A 21,146-nucleotide genomic window follows, 5' to 3' on the forward strand; every position below is an offset into this window, starting at 1 on the left:
CACAGCCGGGACCGGCCGAACAGAGCTGACCGCCACCGCCGACAACGGCCTGAAGATCGTCGTGGTCGGCGGCTTCGGCGTCGGCAAGACGACACTGGTCCGCTCCGTCAGCGAGATCCGTCCCCTCAACACCGAGGAGACGATGACGCAGGCCGGCCGGGGCATCGACGAGACGGGCGGCCTCGAAGGGCTGCGCGCCAAGACGTCCACGACCGTCGCCTTCGACTTCGGCCGCATCACGCTCGACGCGCACAACGTCCTCTACCTCTTCGGCGCCCCCGGCCAGGAACGCTTCTGGTTCCTGTGGGACCGCCTCTTCTCCGGCACGCTCGGCGCGGTCGTCCTCGTCGACACCCGCCGCCTGGAGGACTCCTGGTACGCGATCGACCGCCTGGAGCACCACGGCACGCCGTTCATCGTGGCCCGCAACGACTTCGGCGGCCCCGCGCACACCGCCGAGCAGCTGCGCGAGGCGCTCGACCTCGACCCCGGGGTACCGCTCATCGACTGCGACGCGCGGTCCCGCGAGTCCGGCAAGAACGTACTGATCACCCTCGTCGAACACCTCCAGTCGCTGTACGCCGCGCAGTACGCCGCCCAGCGCGCCGCCGCCCAGCCGCACACGCCCCAGGAGACCGCCCAGTGACCTGCCCCGTGACCGGCGCCGGACAGGGCGCCGCCCCCGGCCCCGTCCCGCTCTCCGGCCCGCGGTTCGCCACCGAACCCGCCCGGCTGTACCGGGAGATGCGCCGCGACCACGGCCCCGTCGCCCCCGTACTGCTCGACGGCGACATACCGGCCTGGCTCGTCCTCGGCTACCGCGAACTGCACCAGGTCACCGGCGACCCGCTCCTCTACAGCCGCGACTCCGAGCTGTGGAACCAGTGGCCGAACATCCCCGCCGACTGGCCGCTGCTCCCCATGATCGGCCACAAGCAGCCGTCGATCCTCTACACCGTCGGCGAGCGGCACACCCGGCGCGCCGCGATGATCGCGCACGCCCTCGAAGCGGTCGACCCCTTCGAACTCAAGGCACACGCCGAGACGTTCGCGGACGAGCTGATCGACCGCTTCTGCGGCAAGGGCACCACGGAGATCATCTCCGAGTACGCGATGCTGCTCCCGGTCCGCGTCCTCGCCCGCATCTACGGCTTCTCCGACGAGCAGGGCCCCGGCCTCGTCACCGCCATGAACGACATGATCGACGGCCGCGAGCGGGCACTCGCGGGCCAGCAGCACCTGGCGGGCTCCATGATGCGGCTCATCGCCGACAAACACGCGAAGCCGGACCAGGACGTCGCCTCGTACATGATCGAGACCCAGCAGACCGAAGCGGGCGCGGACTTCACCGACGAGGAGATCGCCCAGGACCTGATGGTGATGATGGCCGCGGGCCACCAGCCGTCCGCCGACTGGATCGGCAACTCGCTGCGCCTGATGCTCACCGACGACCGCTTCGCCGCCTCCCTGTTCGGCGGCCGGCACAGCGTCGCCGAGGCCATGAACGAGGTCCTGTGGGAGGACACCCCGACGCAGAACGTCGCGGGCCGCTGGGCCTCCCGCGACACCCAGCTCGGCGGCCGCCGCATCAACGCCGGCGACCTGCTCCTCCTCGGTCTCGCCGCCGCCAACTCCGACCCGCAGGTCCGCACCGACGGCTCCGCGCTGACCGGCGGCAACAGCGCCCACTTCTCCTTCGGCCACGGCGAGCACCGCTGCCCCTTCCCGGCCCAGGAGGTCGCCGAGGTCATCGCGCGGACCGGCATCGAGGTCCTCCTCGACCGCCTGCCCGACCTCGACCTGGCGGTCCCCGCCGACTCCCTGACCCGCCGCCCCTCGCCGTGGCTGCGCGGCCTGACCGAACTGCCGGTGAGCTTCACCCCGACCCCGACCTCAGCGTTTGGAGACCGAAGATGACGCGCATCGCCCTGGACCCGTTCGTCACCGACCTCGACGGCGAGAGCGCACGGCTGCGGGCGGCGGGGCCGCTCGCGGAGGCGGAGCTGCCCGGCGGCGTACCGGTGTGGGCGGTCACGCACCACGCCGAGGCCCGCCAACTCCTCACGGACAAGCGCCTGGTGAAGGACATCGAGGTCTGGGGCGCCTGGCGGCGCGGCGAGATCCCCGCCGACTGGCCGCTGATCGGCCTCGCCAACCCCGGCCGCTCCATGCTGACGGTCGACGGCGAGGAGCACCGCAGGCTGCGCACGCTGGTCGCGCAGGCGCTGACGCCGCGCCGCGTGGAGCACATGCGCGGCCGCATCGCGGAACTGACGCGGGGCCTCCTGGACAACCTCCCCACGGACTCCCAGGTCGTCGACCTGAAGGCGGAGTTCGCCTACCCCCTCCCCATGTACGTCATCAGCGACCTGATGGGCATCGACGAGGCGGACCACCCGCGCCTGAAGGTCCTCTTCGACAAGTTCTTCTCCACGCAGACGCCTCCCGAAGAGGTCGTGGCGACGCTCGGCGAACTCGCCGGGATGATGGGCAAGGTCGTCGCGGCCCGCCGCACGGAGCCCGGCGACGACCTGACCAGCGCGCTGATCCAGGCCTCGGAGAACGGCGACCACCTCACCGACGAGGAGATCGTCTCCACGCTCCAGCTGATGGTCGCGGCCGGCCACGAGACGACGATCTCCCTCATCGTCAACGCCGTCGTCAACCTCTCCGCCCACCCCGAACAGCTCGCCCTCGTCCGCTCCGGCGAGGTCGGCTGGGACGCGGTGATCGAGGAGACCCTGCGCTACGCCACCCCGACCTCGCACGTCCTGATCCGCTTCGCGGCGGAGGACGTCCCCGTCGGCGACAAGGTGATCCGCGCGGGTGAGGCGCTGATCATCTCCTACGGCGCGATAGGCCGCGACGAGCAGGCACACGGGCCCACGGCGGGCACCTTCGACATCACCCGCACCTCCCCCACGCGCCACATCTCCTTCGGCCACGGCCCGCACGTGTGCCCCGGCGCGGCGCTCTCCCGCCTGGAGGCGGGCGTGGCCCTCCCTGCCCTGTACACCCGCTTCCCGGACCTGACCCTGGCGGTCCCGCACTCGAAGCTCCGCAACAAGCCGGTGGTGACGCAGAACGATTTGTACGAGCTGCCCGTACATTTGAGCCCCTCCGGCGTTTGAGGAGCGGGGTCCGGGGCAGCGCCCCGAGTCGTCCGCGCCCGGTGGGGTCGCGATCTCAGCCGACGGACACAAACCAGACGGCGTGCCCTGAGCCGCTAGGCTCACCGTGTGGCTGAGATCCAGATTCCCGCTGACATGAAGCCCGCCGACGGCCGTTTCGGCGCGGGCCCCTCCAAGGTGCGTACGGAGGCGCTGGACGCCCTGGCCGCCACCGGCACCTCCCTCCTCGGAACGTCCCACCGCCAGGCCCCGGTCAAGAACCTGGTGGGCCGGGTGCGTGAGGGCATCGCCGACCTCTTCTCCCTCCCCGAGGGGTACGAGGTGATCCTCGGCAACGGCGGCTCCACCGCGTTCTGGGACGTGGCGACGCACGGCCTGATCGAGAACAAGTCGCAGCACCTCAACTTCGGCGAGTTCTCCTCCAAGTTCGCGAAGGCGGCGAAGCTCGCCCCGTGGCTGGCCGAGCCGACCGTGATCGCGAGCGACCCGGGCACGCACCCCGACCCGAAGGCGGAGGCGGGCGTCGACGTCTACGCCTTCACGCACAACGAGACCTCGACCGGCGTCGCGGCCCCGATCAAGCGCGTCGAGGGCGCCGACGCCGGCTCCCTCGTCCTGGTGGACGCCACGTCCGGCGCGGGCGGCCTCCCGGTCGACATCGCCGAGACGGACGTCTACTACTTCGCGCCGCAGAAGTCCTTCGCGTCGGACGGCGGCCTGTGGATCGGCGTGTTCTCCCCGGCGGCGATCGAGCGCGCCGAGCGCATCCACGCGTCGGGCCGCCACGTCCCGGAGTTCTTCTCGCTCCCCACGGCGATCGACAACTCCCGCAAGAACCAGACGTACAACACCCCGGCGCTCGCCACGCTGTTCCTGCTCGCCGAGCAGCTGGACTGGATGAACTCCCAGGGCGGCCTGGACTTCACGACCGGCCGCACGGCCGCCTCCGCCCGCACGCTGTACGGCTGGGCCGAGGAGTCCAAGTACGCGACGCCGTTCGTCACGGAGCCGGCGAAGCGGTCGCAGGTCATCGGCACGATCGACTTCGCGGACGAGATCGACGCGTCCGCTGTCGCGAAGACGTTGCGGGCCAACGGGGTCGTCGACACGGAGCCGTACCGCAAGCTCGGGCGCAACCAGCTGCGTGTCGCGATGTTCCCGGCGATTGATCCTGCGGATGTCGAGGCGCTGACCAAGTGCATCGACTACGTGATCGAGAAGCTCTAGCCGTACGTACGTGAAGGGCGTCGGCACTGTGACGTGCCGGCGCCCTTCCGCGTGTCACCTCAGCGGCTCAGCTGCTTGAACTTCCGCACCGCCAGCGGCAGGAACACCAGCGAGATCACGATCGGCCACACCACCGCCATCAGGACCGCGTTCTGCTCCACCCAACTCGCCCCGCCCGCACCCGGGTTGCCGAAGAGCTCACGCGTGGCCGTACCCGTCGACGAGACGGGATTCCACGCGGCGACCGGCGCGAGCCAGTCCGGCATCAGGGACGGCGCCACGAAGACGCTGGAGATCATCGTGAGCGGGAACGCCACCGCGTAGAGGCCGCCCGCCGCCTCCGGGGTCGGCACGACGAGGCCGAGGAAGACCCCCACCCAGATCAGGCTGAACCGCAGGAACAGCAGCAGCCCGAAGGCGAGCAGCGTGTCGGGCACGCCCGCGCTGGAGCGCCAGCCGATGGCGAGCGCGGTCAGCGCGAGGATGGTCAGCTCGGCGCAGGCCACGATGAGGTCGGCGAGGCCGCGCCCCGACGCCACCGCCGAGGGGGCCATCGGCATCGAGCGGAAGCGGTCGATGACGCCCTTCGTCGAGTCCGTGACGACGCCCATCGCGGTGTTCATGAACCCGAAGGCCATGGTCATCACGAACATGCCGGGCATCAGGAACTGCTTGTAGTCGCCGTCCTCGCCGCCGCCCGGCACCTTCATCGCCTCGCCGAAGACGAAGCCGTACAGCAGCACGCTGATGATGGGGAAGCCCAGCTGCCAGGCGATGGTGACGGGCTGGCGCAGGAAGTGGGTGAGGTAGCGGCGGGTGACGTTCCAGCAGTCGGCGAGGGCCCAGAAGAGGCGCCCGTGCGCGGCCTGCGCGGTGTCGGTGGTGAGGGCGACGCTCATGCGGCGGTCTCCGTTCCGTGGGCCGCGCCGGTCAGGCGCAGGAAGACGTCGTCGAGGCTGGGCCTGCGCAGGCCGATGTCCTCGACGGCGATGCCCTCGTCCCGCAGGTTCCGCGCCACCTCGGTCAGCGCGCCGACCCGGTCGGTCACGGCGGCCTGCACGCGGCGCTCCACGTCGACGGTGAGCGGCTCGCCGTCGCAGACGCGGGTGACGGCCTTCACGGCGGCGGGGAGGTCGGCGGCGTCGCGGACGACGACGTCGAGGTGGCTGCCGCCGACCGTGTTCTTCAGGCCGTCGGGGGTGTCGTCGGCGATGGCCCGGCCCCGGTCGATGACGGTGATGCGGGAGGCGAGCCGGTCCGCCTCTTCGAGGTACTGGGTGGTGAGCAGCACGGTCGTCCCCCGGGCGACCAAGTCCCTGACCGTGTCCCAGACTTCGAGGCGGCTGCGCGGGTCGAGTCCGGTGGTCGGCTCGTCCAGGAAGAGGACGGCGGGCGCGAGGATCATCGAGGCGGCGAGGTCGAGTCTGCGCCGCATGCCGCCGCTGTACTGACCGGCGCCCTTCTCGGCGGCGTCCTGGAGGTGGAACTGTTCCAGGAGTTCGTCGGCGCGCTGCCGGGCCCGCCTGCCGCCCAGGTGGAAGAGGCGGCCGAACATCTCCAGGTTCTGCCGCCCGGTGAGGATCTCGTCGACGGCCGCGTACTGCCCGGTGAGGCCGATGCGGCCGCGCACCAGGGCGGGCTCGCGCACCACGTCGGCGCCGGCCACCTCGGCGCGGCCGCCGTCGAGCCGGACGAGGGTGGAGAGGATGCGGACGGCGGTGGTCTTGCCCGCGCCGTTGGGTCCGAGGAGTCCGTGCACCGTGCCCTGCTCGACGTGGAGGTCGAAGCCGTCCAGGGCGTGCTTCTCCCCGTACCGCTTCTCCAGCCCTTCGGCCCGTACAGCGAAGCCGTTCCCGTTGCCGTTCCCGTTCATGGACCGCCCCTTCTCACACCATCTGGGTACGCCGTACCCAATAGAGAGTACACCGTACCCAGTTCTCGCGCGTACGGCGTACTCAATTTCTGGGCCTGCGATTAGGGTGAGAGCCATGACGAGCACGAACGGCAGCAGCGGCGGCGACGACCGGCGCACCGGCAGCGACATCGCCCGCAGCCTGGAGCTGCTCTGGGGCGAGGGCGGCCGCCCCACCCGGGGCCCCAAGCCGGGCCTCACGCTGGACCGGATCGTCACCGAGGCGGTGCGCCTCGCGGACGCGGAAGGCCTCTCGGCGGTCTCGATGCGCCGCCTCTCCACGGAGCTCGGCACCGGCACGATGTCCCTGTACCGGTACGTCCCCGGCAAGGGCGAGCTCGTCGATCTGATGCTGGACCGGGTGTACGCGCCGCCCGAGGACGACGCCCCCTGGACGGGCACCTGGCGCGAGGGCGTCGAGACGTACGCGCGCGAGACCCTCGTCCTCTACCACCGCCACCCCTGGCTGCTCCAGGTCAACCAGGCCCGCCCGGTGCTCGGCCCCGGCGCCGTCGGCGGCCTGGACCGCACCCTGTCCCGGATCAAGCCGATGGGCCTGAGCGACCCCGAGCTGATCGGCGTGATCGTGATGACGGAGGGGTACGTCACCGGGGTCGCCCGCACCCAGGTGCACGAGGTGGAGGCGACGAAGAAGACGGGCCTGTCGGACCAGGCGTTCTGGGAGGCGCAGACCCCGGTCCTCGAACGGGTCATGAAGAGCGGCCGCTACCCGACCCTCGCGCACCTCTCCGAGGACTCGTTCGGCCCGGACTTCGACCACTTCGAGTTCGGCCTGCAGCGCCTGCTGGACGGCTTGGACGCGCTGGTGGCCCAGCGCACCCGCGAGTAGAGCCGGGAGGGGCTACTTCCTCGGCTACTTCCTCCCGCGCCGACCCAGCCGCTTCAGCCCGAACACGGCGAGGAGGATGCCCCCGAGGACGACGGCCCCCGTCTTCACGTTGCCACCGATCCCGGAGTCCCCGCCCTCACCATCACCGGCCCCGCCGCCGCCCGACGCCGAACCGGACCCTCCGCCCGACCCGCCCGGCGCCTCGACGGGCTCGACCTCGCTCTGCTCGCCCTCGGTGCCGTACATCAGCGTGGTCCCGTCGGGGGTGTACGTGACGGACTCGCCCTGCCGCTGGAGCGGCACGCTCAGCCGCCCCTTGCGCTGCGGCTTCTTGCCTTCGCCCTGCCACGCGTACCAGATGCCGCCGAAGTACCCGCGCAGCGCGAGCTGTTCACCATCGGGCGAGAAGGCACCATCGGTCACCCACAGATCGATGTCTCCGATGCGCCGGAAGACATTGGTGCCCGAGGCGGACATCCGCTCGGGGCTCTCGTACAGTCCGCCGCCGTCCTCGTTCTTGCTGACGATGTAGATGCGCCCGGTCTTCGGGTGGACCATCAGCGCCTCCGCGTCCCGCGCGCCGTCGGCGTACTTCACGACGTACTGCGTGGCGCGGACGGTCTGGTCCTTCAGCTGCTTCGGCTCGGGCAGCTTGTAGACCCAGACGTTCGGCCAGGTTCCGTTGAGGTTGTCGCCGATGTCGCCGACGTAGATGTTCCCGTCGCTGCCGACGGAGATCGCCTCGACGTCGCGCGGGGAGCCCACCCCGGTCATGGTCACGGTGGCGACGGTCTCCCCCGTCTTCGAGTCGACCGCGTACAGGAAGGCGCCCTTGTCCTGGTCGTTGTGCGTCCAGTAGATGCCCGGGTGGGCGCGGGACGCGGCGAGGCCGCTGGACTCGACGATCCGCGGATCCTTGACGGTGAACCCGTCGTGACCGTCGGCGGCAGCGGGCACGCCCACAGCGAAGACCAACACGGCACCGGCACCGGCGGCGAGGACGGCTGACGGAACAGCCCGAAGCGAACGCATGCGCCCAAGAGTGCCATCCTCGCCCTTCGCGCTCCCGGGCGGAGTGCGCAGCCTCACATCGCAGGCGGCCGCCCCCGTCCGGGATGATGTCCGGATGCTCAGGTTCATGTTCGTCGGCGACTCGATGACCATCGGAAGCGCCGGGGAACACACCTGGCGCTACCGGATGTGGCAGCACCTGCGCGACACCCTCGGCCCCGAGGGCGTCGCGGTGGTCGGCCCGCGCACGACGCTCCACGACAAGGCGACGGGAGAACCCCTCTCCCACGACTACGCCCCCGACGTGCCCCCGGACTTCCCCCGCCACCACCTCGCGGGCTGGGGCGAGGGCTGGCTGCACATGGCCCCGCACATAGCCGGCGCCCTGCACCGGGACCCCGCCGACATCCTCCTCATCTCCCTGGGCCTGATCGACCTCGGCTTCTACACGAACGCGGCCCAGACGACGGACAACGTCCGCGCCTTCATCACAGCGGCCCGCGCGACGAACCCCGGCATCCGGATGGTCCTGCTCCCCGTGATCCCGAACATCCGCGCGACCTCGGACGCCCCGTTCGCGACGGAGGTCTCCCACTTCAACGACCTCCTCGCGAAGACGGTCGCAGACCTGGACACGCCGACTTCCCCCCTGCTCCTGGCGTCCCCGCCTCCTTCGTACGACATCCACGTGGACACGTACGACGGCACGCACCCGAACACGAGCGGCGAACACAAACTGGCGTCGGCGTTCGCGACTGCCCTGTCCCAGGGGTGGGGCATAGGCGGCCCCTACGCCACCCTCACGGGCGATGGCACTCCGCCGCCCCTCGAAGTAGCTTCCAACCCATGAGTCACGGCCACTGGCGGCACACGGTGGAGGCTCACGCGGACCCGGATCTGCTGGCGGCGCTGACCCGCGACCACGGCGTGGTCTGACGCGGGCCGGACCGCCCGTCACGCCCTCGCGCTCGCCAGGCGGTCGCGCCAGGGCAGTGGTTGCGCACGGCGGTCGTCCTCCGTGCCGGAGGTGGCCCCTTCCGCCCGGCATCGGCCGCACCGGGTCTCCTCCCCCACCGGCCGGAACACGTGCTCTGCCCCCGGCCCCGCGCAGGTCACGAGACCGGGCCTCAGCGCATCGCTCGAAGAGGGCGTCGGCACCGCACGGTCCGGCAGCTTCTGCACCAGCCGGTGGCGTACGAACCCGACCGCCGACCGGACCCCGCCCGAAGGCAGCCCCGCAGTCAGCGCCTTGCGGAGGTCACCCGTCGAGACACCTCGCCGCAGCCACTCCGCCGCCGTCCCCGCCAGGGCTCGCGCCTCTCGTACGCCGAGCAGCAGGTCCCGGTTCACGTGGCGGAGTGACAGCAACACGCGCTCAGCCTCGGCCAGTTCCGCATCGGCTGCGGGTTCTGACTCTTCGGGTGGGGGGTGGGGAAGATTCTTCTCCCGTTGTTCTTCTGGGTAAGAGCCACCGGGTTCCCGCGCCCCCGGCCCGCCGACCGTCGGCGTGTGCGCACTCGGAGGCGGGCCGTCACCGACCCGGGCCCGCCCCGCCTCCTCACCCGTCAGGGTGACGTTCGCCAGGAGCTGTTCCGTGACCCAGCGGCCCCGCTCGCCCTGCCACCGCCACGCGTGCAAGTAGCCGGATTCAGTGAGGAGTTGCTTGGCCCGCTGGTAGGCACGGCCCTTGATGCCGAGCCGCGCCGCGTGTTCGCCGAGCGATCTGGCGGAGACGTCCGCCTCGGAGAGCCCCTGCACGTACAGGAGCAGAATCTTCGCGTCGCTGTTCAGGCACTGATGCCGTACGACGTCGTGCGAAGCCTTCGTGTAGCGCCGGGTGGGCGCGATAGCATGCCGAAGCATCCCGGTGGACCTCTGATCCATTCGGTGGTGAAGGTCCTCGGGCGGTGTTGTCAGCACCTCCGGGGACCGCTCCATGCACGGTGCACACAGAGAGTAATTACGCGGTCACCGTACCGCACGTTTAGTCGTCTCGTGCAACAAATCACCCTCCACGAACGCGACTTCACCCGTGGGGCGTGACCTCCAGTCCAGCGGCCACGTGTAGCCGTCCAGCGCGGGCACGCCGACGTACGCGAGGTTCCCCGCGCGCCGGCTCAGCGCACGCGCGCCGCTCGGCCAGGCGTACGACTCCGCTGTCTGCGGGGACAGCAGGAAGTAGAGGTAGCGCCCGCCCGTCGCCTCGCGGACGATCGGGCCCGCGCGGAACTCCGTGAACTGCATCAGGTCGTACGCGACCTGCTCGCCCAGCGCGCCCTCGATCCGTACCGCGTCGAAGTGAATGCCCGCGTGCCGCAGGGCGTGGCCCGTCGCCGGAATCCAGTCGTGGACCCTGAGTGATGAGGTTTCCGAGTTCATGCAGCAGATGCTGTCGGGCGCTCACATACTGTGACCAGAGATTCGTAGGCGTCGTGCTGCGCTGTGCACTTGGGGAGGACGTTGTGCACTCCGGTGAGCAGAACTCAGGGAACCTGGAGATGTTCGGCTCGTTGCTGCGGTTCTTCCGCGAACGGGCCGGGATGACACAGGAGAAGCTGGGCGGGTACGTCGGGTACTCCAAGTCGCAAGTGGCAATGGTGGAGCGGGGTGAGCGACCCCCAAAGGGCAAGCTGGTCGAGATCGCGGACGAAGTACTCGATGCACAAGGTGCACTTATTGCAGCCGGCAAGAAACTTCAGGTCAGCCGGTTCCCGTCATGGTTCGAGGATTACGCCGAGCTTGAGGCGGAGGCCGTCGCCATCTACATGTACGCGAACCACGTGATCCCCGGCCTGCTCCAGACCGAGGCGTATGCGCGGGCGATCTTCAACTGCCATTGCCCACCCCTGGAGGACGAGGACGTCGAGTCACGCGTAGCGGCCCGGCTCGACCGGCAACAGGTGCTGCAGCGCAAGCCCGCTCCGCTCGTCGGCTTCGTGCTGGAGGAACACACATTGACTCGTCCACTTGGCAGCCGCCAGGCGCTCAGGGAGCAGTTGGCCCACGTTCTCGACGTGGGGCAGCGGCGCAACGTCGAGATCCAAGTGATGCCGCACGACCGACAGACTCACGCCGGGCTGAACGGTCCGATGATCCTGCTGGAGACAGTCGATCGGGACCGTGTCGCTTACGTCGAGGGACCGAGCGGCGGCTACTTCGTACGCCAACACCCCGACTTGGGAGACCTGTTCGCGCAGTATGGCATTCTGCGGGCTCAGGCTCTCAACCCCGAAGAGTCCGCGAAATGGATCGGACAGGTGGCACAGGCGCAATGAACACCGAGCTGATGTGGTTCAAGTCCAGCTACAGCGGCGACCAGGGCGGCGAATGCGTAGAGGTGGCCCTCGTCTGGACCAAGTCCAGCTACAGCGGCAGCCAGGGCGGCGAATGCCTGGAGATGGCCGCCACCCCCACCACCATCCACATCCGCGACTCAAAGCTGAACCCCGCCGGCCCCACCCTCCACATATCCCCCGCCACCTGGACCGCCTTCCTCAGCGCGCCTGCGCGCTCCGCGCCCGGTCGGACATGAGCTGCGTGGCGAACTGGAGGTCGTCGCTGCCGTAGCTGCGGCTCTCCGTGTCCTTGCCGCCCACGACCGTCAGTACCGTCCCCGTGCGTACCAGCGTGTAGTCGGTGGTCTCGGAGACGTACCCGTCACCCCGGCTCTCCGTCTGGGAGAACGCGATGAGTTCGTCGCCGATGGCCGGCATGGTCAGCCGCTGTGCGCCCTCCCCCGCCGCCTCTCGGCTCTTCTCCGTGAAGGCTGCCTTCGCCTTCTTCTCGGTCGGGTACGCGTAGACGAGGAACTGGGTGTCCATGCCGTAGCTCGGGTAGTACTCGGCCGACCCCTCGAACGTCGAGCCGTCGTCCAGTGAGGAGACGTCGGCGGTGGGCGGGCTGCTCTGGGTCCAGCCGGACGAGAGGCTGGTCGGGTCGGGCAGGATGCTCAGGACCGCGTCGGCGTCGGCCAGCGGCACCGGCTTCTCCGCTCCGTCCACCTCCTCCGCTCCGGTTCCCGCACCAGGTCCCGCTCCGGGTTCCGCGTCGCTTCCGCCGCCGGTCGCCGCCTCGTCCTGCTGGGACCGGGCGCCGGGGACGGACGCCCGGTCGGAGCCCGGCGAGTCCTCGCCGCTGAACGCCTGGGTGCCGCCGTAGACCGCCAGGACCACGAGGACGAGGAGTACGGCCAGCGACGCCACCAGTGCCGTACGCCCCGCGGGGGTGTTGTTGAAGGTCACGGGGCCCAGCGACAGGGTGCTGCCCCGCACCTTCGCGCCGCCGTCGATGACGATGCTGCCCGTGTACTCCCGAGGAGGCTCCGAGGGCTCGGCCGGCGGTGGATCAGCCGTGGGAGGGCCCGCCGGGGGAGGACCGGCCGGAGGCGGGCCCGCGAGCGCCTCCGCGAGCCGGGCGGCGAACTCCGGGTCCGCCGCGACCCGCTCCCGCACCGCTTCCCGCAACGCGGCCAGCGCCTCCGGATCCTGCGGCCTCTCCTCCACGACGTCCAGCACCGCCCGCCCGGAGGGACTCCCGCCGATGCGCTGTCGTACGAGTTCGGAGACGGTCTGCCCCACCTCCGCCCCGACCGCGCCCGCCGCGCCACCGGCGAACCCCGTCATCACGCGCACCGCTTCCGCGACCACGTCCACGGACCCCACGCCACCACCCCCGAGTCATGGGCATGCCATCCGGCTCATGCCGAGCTTCCCATTGTCGGCCAACACATCGTGTTTGTAAGGGCGTTGGCCACCCCGGGGCCGGCATTCCGGCGCCCGCATCCGCATCCGCATCCGCCACATCCTCTTCGGCTACGGCATGACGCAGCTCTACCTTCGCCACCTGATGTACCGGAGTCGGTGAACCCGCGCTCAGGCCGTCGCCCGCGTCAGCCGATTCGCCAGCGTCGACATCGTGTACGCGCCGATGCCCATGACGACTTCGAGGGCGTTGCGCTCGGTATAGCCGTGGGCGAAGAACTCCTTCAGTGCGGCGTCGTCGACCCCACCCGCCGTCGCGAGGACGGTCAGCGTGAACTGGCGTACCGCTTCGAGGCGTTCGTCGGAGAGAGCCCGTCCCTCACGGAGGGCCGCGACCAGCTCGGGCGACGCGCCCAGCTTGCGCAGCTTGCCCGTGTGCAGCGTGACGCAGATGTGGCAGTCGTTGCGCGTCGCGACCGTCATGATGACGACCTCGCGGGCGACCGGGTCGAGGGTCGTGCGCTCGAAGGCCGCGCTCAGCTCCAGGAAGCCGTTGAGGAGTTCGGGTGACTCGGCGAGGCGGGCGACGGCGTTCGGGACCTGTCCGAAGGCGGCGGCGGTGCGCTCCATGGCCGCGCGTGAGGCGGGCGGCGCGGTTTCCAGTGTGTGCTCGGTGAACATCCGTACCCCCTGCGGGCCTGCCCGACCCTACGATGGACAACATGGTTGACGATAAGAAGGTAAACCAGGTTGACGATGAGGGCAAGGGAAATGAGGGGGGCAAGGAGTATGAGGGGGGCAAGGGATATGAGCTGCCCCTGCTCCTCTTCGCCGGGTTCCGCACCCTCATCGACCGCCTGCACGCCGAGCTCGCCCGCCAGGGCCACCCCGACCTCCGCCCCGCGCACGGGTTCGCGATGCAGGCCATCGGGGCGGGCGGCGCCACCGCCAGCGAGGTCGGGCGGCGGCTCGGCGTCTCCAAGCAGGCCGCGGGCAAGACGGTCGACCGCCTCGTCGCCCTCGGCTACGCCGCCCGCACCGACGACCCCGCCGACGCCCGCCGCAAACTGGTCGAGCTCACCCCGCGCGGGTTCGACGCGCTGCGCCGGTCGGCGGCGGTCTTCGACGAGTTGCGGGCGGAGTGGGCGGAGGCCCTCGGGGAGCGTCGGCTCGGCGAGCTGGAATCCGGCCTTCGTACGGTCGTTCCCCCGGACGCGTTCCGGCTCGACGCGGCGGGGTGGCTGGGCGGCTCGTGACCGGACGTGACCACGGCTCCGTGCGTATCGTTGTACTGCGCGGCTGCCCGTCCCAAGCGGCAGCCGGGGAGGAGCGCCACGATGACTCTTGTGGACGACAGGATCAAGATGGCCGACAACAACACCGAGCGCTTGGACGAGATGTTCGAGGCGCTTGAGCGGGGGCCCTTCCTCGAGGGATACAAGATCGACATCATCGAGGGGGCCGTCTACATGACGCCGCAGCGGGCCAACCACTGGGACATCATCGCGGGTGTCTACGACCAGTTGAGGACCAAGTACCCGCGTCAGCGCACGCTGTCCGACGTCCGTATCGACTACCCCGGGGAGCTCAACGCCTTCTGCAGCGACGTGGCCCTGGTCGCCGAGGGTGCCAAACGCACCAAGCGGGGCGGTTTCCTGTGCAGCGACGTCGAGTTCGTCGCCGAAGTGACCTCCCGGGGCACAGGCCCGAACGACTACGGCCCCAAGAAGACCGGTTACGCCACCGCCGGAGTCGCCGTCTACCTCATCGTCGATCCCTACCAGGGCAAGTGCCACGTCTACACCCGGCCCGGGGACGACGACTACCACGTCCACACGACCGTCGACTTCGGCGAGAAGATCGACCTGACCCACACCTTCCTCGGCCTGGCCCTCGACACCTCCGACTTCTCCCGCGACTGACCGAGCCCCCCTTGCCTAGAGCCCACTCCACCCCGTTGGCTAGGACCTCATGAGGTACACGCAGCTGGGACGCACAGGGCTCAAGGTCAGCCGGCTCACGCTCGGCACCATGAACTTCGGGCCGCTCACCAACGAACCCGACAGTCACACACTCATGGACGCCGCCCTCGACGCGGGCGTCAACTTCTTCGACACCGCCAACACCTACGGCCAGAGCGCGGGCAAGGGCCGCACCGAGGAGATCCTCGGCACCTGGTTCACGCAGGGCGGTGGCCGGCGCGACAAGGTCGTGCTCGCCACCAAGGTGTACGGGAACATGGCCCCGGACGGCGAAGCCTCCTGGCCCAACCACGACCGGATCTCCGCACTCAGCATCCGCCGCGCCGTGGACGCGTCGCTCAAGCGGCTGCAGACCGACCACATCGATCTCTACCAGTTCCACCACATCGACCGGCTGACCCCGTTCGAAGAGATCTGGCAGGCCATCGACGTACTGGTCGGGCAGGGCAAGATCCTCTACGCCGGGTCCTCCAACTTCCCCGGCTACAAGATCGTCCAGGCCAACGAGACCGCCCGCCGCCTCGGCAGCTACGGCCTCGTCAGCGAGCAGTGCCTCTACAACCTCGCCTCGCGTGACGCCGAGATGGAGGTCATCCCGGCCGCCCAGGACTACGGCCTCGGCGTCATCCCGTGGTCGCCGCTGCACGGCGGGCTGCTCGGCGGCGTGCTGAAGAAGGAGGGCGAGGGCTCACGCCGCACCGGGGGGCGCGCCGCCGCCGAGCTCGCCAAGCCGGAGGTCCGCGCACGGGTCCAGGCGTACGAGGAACTGCTCGACAAACACGGCCTGGAACCCGGCGAGGTCGCGCTGGCCTGGCTGCTGACCCGGCCCGGCATCACCGCGCCGATCGTCGGCCCGCGCACGGCGGAGCAGCTCGACTCCGCGCTGCGCGCCGTCGATCTTGAGGTGCCCGCGGAGGTCCTCGACGCGCTCGAAGAGATCTTCCCCGGACCCGGACCGTCGCCGGAGTCCTTCGCCTGGTGAGCCAGGACGGACGATGAACGGACGATGAGGGGCGGTGGTGTCCGCGTCGGCCCTAACCGCCGACCGCGGCCGCCACCGCCACCACGACGAACATCAGCACGAGCACACCGGCCATGATCCGGTTTCTGGTCTTCGGGTCCACACCGTCGAGGTTAACCGGCGCCGCCCGGCACCCGGACGCCGCCTCCCAGAATCCAGCGCCCGACCGCCTCGTACCGCGGCCGCTCCCCCGGCACTCCGCTCCGCGGCAGATTGCTGCGTACGAGAGTCAGCTCACGGACGGTCCACGCCGTGCCCTCGAAGGAGCCGAGCGCGTCGGCGTACGGCCCGAGGGCCGTCTCGCCGCGGCCGCGCGCCACCGTGAGGTGCGGGCGGTAGTGCCGGTGCTGCTCCTCCATCGGGACGCCCGCCTTGCGGGCCGCCGCGTCCGCCCGCGCGGCCAGCAGCCGCAGCGCGGCCACGTCGCCCGTGGCGCCCGCCCACAGTGCCCGGTCCCCGAAGTGCCCGCCGCCCCGCAGCGCGAGGGAGAACGGCGGCGTGCGGTGCGCGGCCCGCTCCAGGCGGGTGGTCAGGTCCGGCACCGTCGCCTCGTCGACCTCCGCCATGAAGGCGAGGGTGAAGTGCCAGCCGTCGGGAGCCGTCCAGCGCAGCCGGTCGGCACCGGGCAGTTCCCGCAACGCGCCCGTCGCGGCGGCCAGTTCGGCGGTCGCGGAGTCCGGCGGGAGGACAGCGGCGAAGAGTCTCATGAGGCTGCACGCTAGCTCCCGTGCACGCCGGGCCACCCGCCCGGATCCGGGGCTGGATGCCCGGCTTCGGTGCCGGCGGCTACACCGCGGTCGCCGGCGCCGGACCACCCTGGTCACGAACTGCACGACTGCACGCTCTGCCGACGCAGGTCCGCCTTCGGCCGAAGGTTCGGGGCACGCTGCGGCATCAGTCCAGGCCGACACCGACACGGCCGCGCCAAGCTCTCGCCCGGCGCGGCCGAACCCCTCGGGCGCCCCACACGCCGCACGGGCGTCACGCCGCTGTCGCCAGCTCCCGCTCCCGATCCCTGGGCACGAACTGGACATGCTGCCTGCCCCGGCGCAGGTCCACCTTCAGGCGCAGGTTCGCCGCGCGGGCCAGCATCAGGCCGACGCCGATCGCGGCGAGCGCGCAGACGACGCCGCCGACGGCCATGCTGATCCGGACGCCGTACGCGTCGGCGAGCCAGCCGAAGAGCGGGCCGCCGAGCGGTGTGCCGCCGGTGAAGACCATCATGAACAGCGACATGACGCGGCCCCGCATCTCCGGGTCCGTGGCCATCTGCACCGAGGAGTTGGCGGTGACGTTCACCGTCAGGCCGAGGATGCCGATCGGCACGATCAGCGCGACGAACATCCACAGGTCGGGCGCGAACGCGGCCGCGATCTGGAGGACGCCGAAGGCCACCGCCGCGCCCGCGAGCAGCCGCAGCCGCGAGGTGCCCCGGCGGGCTGCGAGCAGCGCGCCGGCCAGCGAACCGATCGCCATCAGGGTGTTGAACAGCCCGTACATCCCCACGCCGCCGTGGAAGATGTCGTCCGCGAAGGCGCTCAGCCAGATCGGGAAGTTGAAGCCGAAGGTGCCGATGAAGCCGACGAGGACGATCGGCCAGATCAGCTCGGGGTGCTTCGAGACGTAGTTCAGGCCCTCCCGCAGCTGTCCCTTGCCGCGTGCCTTGCGCGGGGTGTGCTGCAGCTCGGCGGTGCGCATCAGGAGCAGGCCGGTGAGCGGCGCGAGGAAGGACAGGCCGTTGGCGAGGAACGCCCAGCCGGGTCCCACGGCGGCGGTCAGCGCGCTCGCCACGGCGGGGCCGATGAGGCGGGCGGACTGGAAGTTGGCGGAGTTCAGCGATACGGCGTTGCGGACCTGGTCGGGGCCGACCATCTCGGACACGAAGGACTGCCGCGTCGGGTTGTCGACGACGGTGACGAGGCCGGTGAAGAAGGCCGCGAAGTAGACGTGCCAGACCTGGACGTGGCCGCTCAGGGTCAGCGCCGCGAGGAAGAGCCCGCTGAGGCTCATCGCGCCCTGGGTGACGAAGAGCAGGTTCCGCTTGGCGAAGCGGTCGGCGATCACGCCGCCGTACAGGCCGAAGAGGAGCATCGGCAGGAACTGCATCGCCGTGGTGATGCCGACGGCCGCGGAGGAGCCTGTGAGGCTCAGCACCAGCCAGTCCTGGGTGATGCGGGCCATCCAGGTGCCGGTGTTGGAGACCACCGCGCCGGTCGCGAAGAGCCGGTAGTTGCGGATCTTCAGCGAGCTGAACATCGAGGTCTTGTGGGGGCCATCATTACGGCGCCTGCGAAGCAGGTTCCTTGAGGGGCGGTGGTCGGGTGACGGGCGGGCTTTGTCGAGGGTGGTTGGTGCGGGGGCGGAGTTTGCTCCGGGTCCCGAACTCAAACTGGGTTCGCCTCCTTGGCGTACGTAACGTGACATCTCTCGCAGGTTGCGGGAGTACCCACTGGGCGCGGGGATACCCGCGGGTCGCGTGAGTACCCGCGGGTCGTCACAGGGCTGACAGGGCTGACAGGACTACAGGTGCGCGAGCTTCTCCAGGACGGGCGCGGCGGCGCGCAGCCGCTCCCACTCGTCCTGGTCGAGGTGCTCGACCAGACCCGCGAGCCAGGCGTTCCGCTTGCGGCGGCTCTCTTCGAGCATCGCCTCGGCGGTCTCCGTCTGGGTCACCACCTTCTGGCGGCGGTCCTCGGGGTGAGGTTCGAGCCGGACCAGCCCCTTGGCCTCCAGCAGGGCCACGATGCGGGTCATCGAGGGCGGCTGCACGTGCTCCTTGCGGGCGAGCTCGCCCGGGGTGGCGGAGCCGCAGCGGGCGAGGGTGCCGAGCACCGACATTTCGGTGGGGCTCAGCGACTCGTCGACCCGCTGGTGCTTGAGTCGACGGGACAGGCGCATCACAGCGGAGCGCAAGGCGTTCACGGCGACGGCGTCGTCACCATGGGAGAGGTCCGGCATGTTTGTTAGCGTAACTCATTACCCTAGCTAAGGACCACTTGGTTTTCCCCACTTCCCACGCCGAACCATTTCGTCACCCGAACGAGTGAGGTGACTTCGGAAAGCGACGTGCGGGCCGCCGGGCGCCCGGGACGCTGTCCCGCATGGGATCGCCAGTGCTCAGCCTGCGCATAGACGGTGAGCTGCTCGACCGGCTCCGACAGCACGCGGCCAAAAGAGGAATGAGCGTCCAGGACTATGTGGTCCGGACGCTCATTCGGGACGACTTCGACGAACGGTTCAAGACGTCCGTCGAGGAGACGGAGAAGTTCTACGGGGCGGCGTGAGCCCCCTGGCCGGCTCGGGTCAGGTCAGGTCAGGTCCAGCGCCGGCATCAGGTAGTAGAAGGCGAACACCGCCGACACCGCGTACATCGCGACCGGCACCTCGCGGCCGCGCCCAGAGGCGAGCCGCAGCACGGTGAAGGTGATGAAGCCCATGCCGATGCCGTTCGTGATCGAGTACGTGAACGGCATCATCAGCATCGTCACGAACGCGGGGATCGCGATCGTGTGGTCCGCCCAGTCGATCTGCCGGATGGACCCGGACAGGATCAGGAAGCCGACCGCGAGCAGCGCGGGCGTGGCCGCCTGGGACGGGACCATCGTGGCGAGCGGCGTGAGGAACAGCGCGACGGCGAAGAGCCCGCCGGTGACGACGTTCGCGAAGCCGGTGCGCGCCCCCTCGCCGACGCCCGCCGTGGACTCCACGAAGCAGGTGGTGGCGGAGGAGGACGAGGCGCCGCCCGCGGCGACGGCGATGCCGTCGACGAAGAGGACCTTGTTGATGCCGGGCATGTTGCCGTTGGCGTCGGTGAGCTTGGCCTCGTCGCCGACGCCCATGATCGTGCCCATCGCGTCGAAGAAGCACGAGAGCAGCACGGTGAAGACGAAGAGGACGCCGGTCAGGATGCCGACCTTCTCGAACCCGCCGAACAGGCTGATCTCGCCGACGAGCCCGAAGTCCGGCGTCGAGACGGGGTTGCCGGGCCACTCCGGGCTGGTCAGGCCCCAGGAGGGGATGTCCGCGAGCGAGTTGATGATCATCGCGACGATCGTCATGACCACGATGCTGATGAGGATCGCGCCCGGCACCTTGCGTACCAGCAGGGCCAGGGTGAGCAGCACGCCGAGCACGAAGACGAGGACGGGCCAGCCGTTGAGGTGGCCGTCGCCGCCGAGCTGCAGCGGGACGGTGGTGTGCGCGGCGTCCGGCATGCGCGAGACGAAGCCGGAGTCGACGAGGCCGATCAGCATGATGAAGAGGCCGATGCCGATCGCGATGCCCTTGCGCAGGCCCAGCGGCACGGCGCTCATCACGCGTTCCCGCAGCCCTGTCGCGACCAGCAGCATCACCACGAAGCCGGCGAGGACGACCATGCCCATCGCGTCGGGCCACGACATGCGGGGCGCGAGCTGCAGGGCGACGACGGTGTTCACGCCGAGGCCCGCGGCGAGCGCGATCGGGACGTTGCCGATGACGCCCATGAGCAGCGTGGTGAAGGCGGCGGTGAGCACGGTCGCGGTGACCAGCTGCTTGTTGTCGAGCTGGTGCCCGTACATGTCCTTCGCGCTGCCCAGGATGATCGGGTTCAGCACGATGATGTAGGCCATCGCGAAGAAGGTGGCGAGACCGCCGCGGACCTCGCGGGCGAGGGTCGAGCCCCGCTCGGAGATCTTGAAGTACGCGTCGAGCCCGTTCTTCGGGGGCTGCGGCGGTTCTTTGCTGGCGTCGACCGGGGCAGTGGCCGAGGAAGGCATGCGGGACCTCGTGGACTCAGAGACGGGGGGAAATCGGGAAGATCGTTGCGCGATGGCTTCTGATCGAATTGGCTTTTCATACGAAAGCAATCGGCCATTAACGAGCCGTTTCAGTATGAATACATGAGAGCGAAATCGCTATCTCCGCGCGTAGACCCTTGCGGGGCAACGGGTGTACGGGACGTGCGCGGGCCGACGAGCGGGCCTCGTAAGGTGTACCCATGGCGAAGTGGACCCCTAAGCACGAGGCGCCGGAGCCCCTTGAGGGCCCCGTGGTCGCCACCATCACGGGCGGCACGATCCTCTGGTTCGTCCTCTTCCTGGTCCAGCTGCCGTTCTACGGCTGGTTCGACGACCGCGACGCGACGTGGTGGGTGTGGACCTGCCTGGCCGGCGCGGGCCTCGGCCTCATCGGCATCTGGTACGTGCGGGGCCGCGACGCGGCGATCAAGCGGGCGAAGGCGGCACAGCCGCAGCCCTGACGCGTACAACCACAGGACGGGTCACGTCCTACCCTGGTCGGATCTTTGGGGCATTCAAGGGGTGAAGCCCCAG

24 protein-coding genes are annotated in these 21,146 nt (G+C 70.1%); 13 read left to right on the forward strand and 11 right to left on the reverse strand.

Features of this window, described 5'->3' with window-relative positions; translation table 11 throughout:
- Positions 1-25: 25 nt before the first annotated feature.
- The 4 genes from AB0H82_RS29500 to serC all read left to right on the forward strand — a co-directional run bounded on the left by AB0H82_RS29500 (position 26) and on the right by serC (position 4,358).
- Positions 26-646 (forward strand): ATP/GTP-binding protein, encoded by a 621-nt coding sequence (locus AB0H82_RS29500; protein WP_362998088.1) that lies wholly within the window; start codon positions 26-28, stop codon positions 644-646.
- Positions 643-1,917, forward strand: a complete 1,275-nt coding sequence (locus tag AB0H82_RS29505) for a cytochrome P450 (protein ID WP_362998032.1) — start codon at positions 643-645, stop codon at positions 1,915-1,917. The genes AB0H82_RS29500 and AB0H82_RS29505 overlap by 4 nt, the downstream gene beginning before the upstream one ends.
- Entirely contained in the window at positions 1,914-3,131 is a 1,218-nt protein-coding gene (locus AB0H82_RS29510; protein ID WP_362998034.1) for a cytochrome P450, read from the forward strand. Before AB0H82_RS29505 ends, AB0H82_RS29510 begins: the two co-directional genes overlap by 4 nt.
- Positions 3,132-3,239: 108 nt before the next feature.
- Entirely contained in the window at positions 3,240-4,358 is a 1,119-nt protein-coding gene (gene serC / locus AB0H82_RS29515; RefSeq protein ID WP_362998036.1) for a phosphoserine transaminase, read from the forward strand.
- Positions 4,359-4,417: 59 nt separating this feature from the next.
- On the opposite strand, the gene AB0H82_RS29520 is transcribed toward serC, so the two are convergent.
- Together AB0H82_RS29520 and AB0H82_RS29525 are read right to left on the reverse strand one after the other, a co-directional pair.
- The gene (locus AB0H82_RS29520; protein ID WP_362998038.1) at positions 4,418-5,257 is read right to left on the reverse strand and encodes an ABC transporter permease; all 840 of its coding nucleotides are present in this window, start codon (positions 5,255-5,257) and stop codon (positions 4,418-4,420) included.
- Entirely contained in the window at positions 5,254-6,231 is a 978-nt protein-coding gene (locus AB0H82_RS29525) for an ATP-binding cassette domain-containing protein (RefSeq protein WP_362998040.1), read from the reverse strand. Before AB0H82_RS29525 ends, AB0H82_RS29520 begins: the two co-directional genes overlap by 4 nt.
- Positions 6,232-6,346: 115 nt before the next feature.
- On the opposite strand from AB0H82_RS29525, the gene AB0H82_RS29530 reads away from it, so the two are divergent.
- Positions 6,347-7,120 (forward strand): TetR/AcrR family transcriptional regulator, encoded by a 774-nt coding sequence (locus tag AB0H82_RS29530; RefSeq protein ID WP_362998042.1) that lies wholly within the window; start codon positions 6,347-6,349, stop codon positions 7,118-7,120.
- 24 nt (positions 7,121-7,144) lie between these two features.
- Here AB0H82_RS29530 and AB0H82_RS29535 read toward each other — a convergent pair whose 3' ends face one another.
- The gene (locus AB0H82_RS29535) at positions 7,145-8,152 is read right to left on the reverse strand and encodes a WD40 repeat domain-containing protein (protein ID WP_362998044.1); all 1,008 of its coding nucleotides are present in this window, start codon (positions 8,150-8,152) and stop codon (positions 7,145-7,147) included.
- A 94-nt stretch (positions 8,153-8,246) separates the two neighbouring features.
- Between AB0H82_RS29535 and AB0H82_RS29540 the strand changes: the two genes are divergently transcribed.
- On the forward strand, positions 8,247-8,981 hold the full coding sequence (locus AB0H82_RS29540; protein ID WP_362998046.1) for a GDSL-type esterase/lipase family protein: 735 nt from the start codon (positions 8,247-8,249) through the stop codon (positions 8,979-8,981).
- A gap of 104 nt (positions 8,982-9,085) precedes the next feature.
- On the opposite strand, the gene AB0H82_RS29545 is transcribed toward AB0H82_RS29540, so the two are convergent.
- Together AB0H82_RS29545 and AB0H82_RS29550 are read right to left on the reverse strand one after the other, a co-directional pair.
- Complete coding sequence (locus AB0H82_RS29545; RefSeq protein WP_362998048.1) at positions 9,086-9,994, reverse strand: hypothetical protein; 909 nt, start codon at positions 9,992-9,994, stop codon at positions 9,086-9,088.
- Between the two features lie 105 nt (positions 9,995-10,099).
- Positions 10,100-10,510, reverse strand: coding sequence for a hypothetical protein (locus tag AB0H82_RS29550; RefSeq protein ID WP_362998050.1), 411 nt, complete (start codon positions 10,508-10,510; stop codon positions 10,100-10,102).
- Between the two features lie 83 nt (positions 10,511-10,593).
- Here AB0H82_RS29550 and AB0H82_RS29555 point away from each other — a divergent pair, with 83 nt between their 5' ends.
- On the forward strand, positions 10,594-11,406 hold the full coding sequence (locus AB0H82_RS29555; RefSeq protein WP_362998052.1) for a helix-turn-helix transcriptional regulator: 813 nt from the start codon (positions 10,594-10,596) through the stop codon (positions 11,404-11,406).
- Positions 11,403-11,663: a DUF397 domain-containing protein gene (locus AB0H82_RS29560; protein ID WP_362998054.1), complete on the forward strand. Its 261-nt coding sequence runs from the start codon at positions 11,403-11,405 to the stop codon at positions 11,661-11,663. The genes AB0H82_RS29555 and AB0H82_RS29560 overlap by 4 nt, the downstream gene beginning before the upstream one ends.
- Here the strand turns inward: AB0H82_RS29560 and AB0H82_RS29565 are convergent.
- The gene (locus AB0H82_RS29565; RefSeq protein ID WP_362998056.1) at positions 11,626-12,792 is read right to left on the reverse strand and encodes a hypothetical protein; all 1,167 of its coding nucleotides are present in this window, start codon (positions 12,790-12,792) and stop codon (positions 11,626-11,628) included. The two genes, AB0H82_RS29560 and AB0H82_RS29565, sit on opposite strands and share 38 nt — an antisense overlap.
- Positions 12,793-13,002: 210 nt before the next feature.
- The gene (locus AB0H82_RS29570) at positions 13,003-13,512 is read right to left on the reverse strand and encodes a carboxymuconolactone decarboxylase family protein (RefSeq protein ID WP_362998058.1); all 510 of its coding nucleotides are present in this window, start codon (positions 13,510-13,512) and stop codon (positions 13,003-13,005) included.
- A gap of 32 nt (positions 13,513-13,544) precedes the next feature.
- On the opposite strand from AB0H82_RS29570, the gene AB0H82_RS29575 reads away from it, so the two are divergent.
- From AB0H82_RS29575 to AB0H82_RS29585, 3 genes are all read left to right on the forward strand, one after another.
- Positions 13,545-14,087, forward strand: a complete 543-nt coding sequence (locus AB0H82_RS29575; protein ID WP_362998060.1) for a MarR family transcriptional regulator — start codon at positions 13,545-13,547, stop codon at positions 14,085-14,087.
- Positions 14,088-14,168: 81 nt separating this feature from the next.
- Positions 14,169-14,753, forward strand: coding sequence for a Uma2 family endonuclease (locus tag AB0H82_RS29580; protein ID WP_362998062.1), 585 nt, complete (start codon positions 14,169-14,171; stop codon positions 14,751-14,753).
- 49 nt (positions 14,754-14,802) lie between these two features.
- Complete coding sequence (locus AB0H82_RS29585) at positions 14,803-15,795, forward strand: aldo/keto reductase (RefSeq protein ID WP_362998064.1); 993 nt, start codon at positions 14,803-14,805, stop codon at positions 15,793-15,795.
- A 152-nt stretch (positions 15,796-15,947) separates the two neighbouring features.
- Here the strand turns inward: AB0H82_RS29585 and thpR are convergent, their stop codons facing one another.
- From thpR to AB0H82_RS29600, 3 genes are all read right to left on the reverse strand, one after another.
- Complete coding sequence (gene thpR / locus AB0H82_RS29590; RefSeq protein WP_362998066.1) at positions 15,948-16,541, reverse strand: RNA 2',3'-cyclic phosphodiesterase; 594 nt, start codon at positions 16,539-16,541, stop codon at positions 15,948-15,950.
- 274 nt (positions 16,542-16,815) lie between these two features.
- The gene (locus AB0H82_RS29595) at positions 16,816-18,222 is read right to left on the reverse strand and encodes an MFS transporter (RefSeq protein ID WP_362998068.1); all 1,407 of its coding nucleotides are present in this window, start codon (positions 18,220-18,222) and stop codon (positions 16,816-16,818) included.
- A gap of 132 nt (positions 18,223-18,354) precedes the next feature.
- Positions 18,355-18,792: a MarR family transcriptional regulator gene (locus AB0H82_RS29600; RefSeq protein ID WP_362998070.1), complete on the reverse strand. Its 438-nt coding sequence runs from the start codon at positions 18,790-18,792 to the stop codon at positions 18,355-18,357.
- Between the two features lie 143 nt (positions 18,793-18,935).
- On the opposite strand from AB0H82_RS29600, the gene AB0H82_RS29605 reads away from it, so the two are divergent.
- Complete coding sequence (locus tag AB0H82_RS29605; protein WP_362998072.1) at positions 18,936-19,118, forward strand: ribbon-helix-helix protein, CopG family; 183 nt, start codon at positions 18,936-18,938, stop codon at positions 19,116-19,118.
- 24 nt (positions 19,119-19,142) lie between these two features.
- Here the strand turns inward: AB0H82_RS29605 and AB0H82_RS29610 are convergent, their stop codons facing one another.
- Entirely contained in the window at positions 19,143-20,591 is a 1,449-nt protein-coding gene (locus tag AB0H82_RS29610; RefSeq protein WP_362998074.1) for an NCS2 family permease, read from the reverse strand.
- 221 nt (positions 20,592-20,812) lie between these two features.
- Here AB0H82_RS29610 and AB0H82_RS29615 point away from each other — a divergent pair, with 221 nt between their 5' ends.
- Positions 20,813-21,073 carry a DUF2530 domain-containing protein gene (locus AB0H82_RS29615; RefSeq protein WP_362998076.1) on the forward strand — a complete coding sequence of 87 codons (261 nt, stop codon included), beginning with the start codon at positions 20,813-20,815 and terminating at the stop codon, positions 21,071-21,073.
- Positions 21,074-21,146 lie beyond the last annotated feature (73 nt).

Origin of the sequence: Streptomyces sp. NPDC050732, from assembly GCF_040654255.1 — a bacterium.
GTDB lineage: Bacteria > Actinomycetota > Actinomycetes > Streptomycetales > Streptomycetaceae > Streptomyces.

What these genes read in the sequence shown, in the direction of transcription:
- AB0H82_RS29510 (WP_362998034.1), top strand. Translation starts at nt 1,914, where the DNA reads ATGACGCGCATCGCCCTGGACCCGTTCGTCACCGACCTCGACGGCGAG.
- AB0H82_RS29520 (WP_362998038.1), bottom strand. Translation starts at nt 5,257, where the DNA reads ATGAGCGTCGCCCTCACCACCGACACCGCGCAGGCCGCGCACGGGCGC.
- AB0H82_RS29525 (WP_362998040.1), bottom strand. Translation starts at nt 6,231, where the DNA reads ATGAACGGGAACGGCAACGGGAACGGCTTCGCTGTACGGGCCGAAGGG.
- AB0H82_RS29530 (WP_362998042.1), top strand. Translation starts at nt 6,347, where the DNA reads ATGACGAGCACGAACGGCAGCAGCGGCGGCGACGACCGGCGCACCGGC.
- AB0H82_RS29535 (WP_362998044.1), bottom strand. Translation starts at nt 8,152, where the DNA reads ATGCGTTCGCTTCGGGCTGTTCCGTCAGCCGTCCTCGCCGCCGGTGCC.
- AB0H82_RS29540 (WP_362998046.1), top strand. Translation starts at nt 8,247, where the DNA reads ATGCTCAGGTTCATGTTCGTCGGCGACTCGATGACCATCGGAAGCGCC.
- AB0H82_RS29545 (WP_362998048.1), bottom strand. Translation starts at nt 9,994, where the DNA reads ATGCTTCGGCATGCTATCGCGCCCACCCGGCGCTACACGAAGGCTTCG.
- AB0H82_RS29550 (WP_362998050.1), bottom strand. Translation starts at nt 10,510, where the DNA reads ATGAACTCGGAAACCTCATCACTCAGGGTCCACGACTGGATTCCGGCG.
- AB0H82_RS29560 (WP_362998054.1), top strand. Translation starts at nt 11,403, where the DNA reads ATGAACACCGAGCTGATGTGGTTCAAGTCCAGCTACAGCGGCGACCAG.
- AB0H82_RS29570 (WP_362998058.1), bottom strand. Translation starts at nt 13,512, where the DNA reads ATGTTCACCGAGCACACACTGGAAACCGCGCCGCCCGCCTCACGCGCG.
- AB0H82_RS29575 (WP_362998060.1), top strand. Translation starts at nt 13,545, where the DNA reads ATGGACAACATGGTTGACGATAAGAAGGTAAACCAGGTTGACGATGAG.
- AB0H82_RS29580 (WP_362998062.1), top strand. Translation starts at nt 14,169, where the DNA reads ATGACTCTTGTGGACGACAGGATCAAGATGGCCGACAACAACACCGAG.
- AB0H82_RS29585 (WP_362998064.1), top strand. Translation starts at nt 14,803, where the DNA reads ATGAGGTACACGCAGCTGGGACGCACAGGGCTCAAGGTCAGCCGGCTC.
- thpR (WP_362998066.1), bottom strand. Translation starts at nt 16,541, where the DNA reads ATGAGACTCTTCGCCGCTGTCCTCCCGCCGGACTCCGCGACCGCCGAA.
- AB0H82_RS29600 (WP_362998070.1), bottom strand. Translation starts at nt 18,792, where the DNA reads ATGCCGGACCTCTCCCATGGTGACGACGCCGTCGCCGTGAACGCCTTG.
- AB0H82_RS29605 (WP_362998072.1), top strand. Translation starts at nt 18,936, where the DNA reads ATGGGATCGCCAGTGCTCAGCCTGCGCATAGACGGTGAGCTGCTCGAC.
- AB0H82_RS29610 (WP_362998074.1), bottom strand. Translation starts at nt 20,591, where the DNA reads ATGCCTTCCTCGGCCACTGCCCCGGTCGACGCCAGCAAAGAACCGCCG.
- AB0H82_RS29615 (WP_362998076.1), top strand. Translation starts at nt 20,813, where the DNA reads ATGGCGAAGTGGACCCCTAAGCACGAGGCGCCGGAGCCCCTTGAGGGC.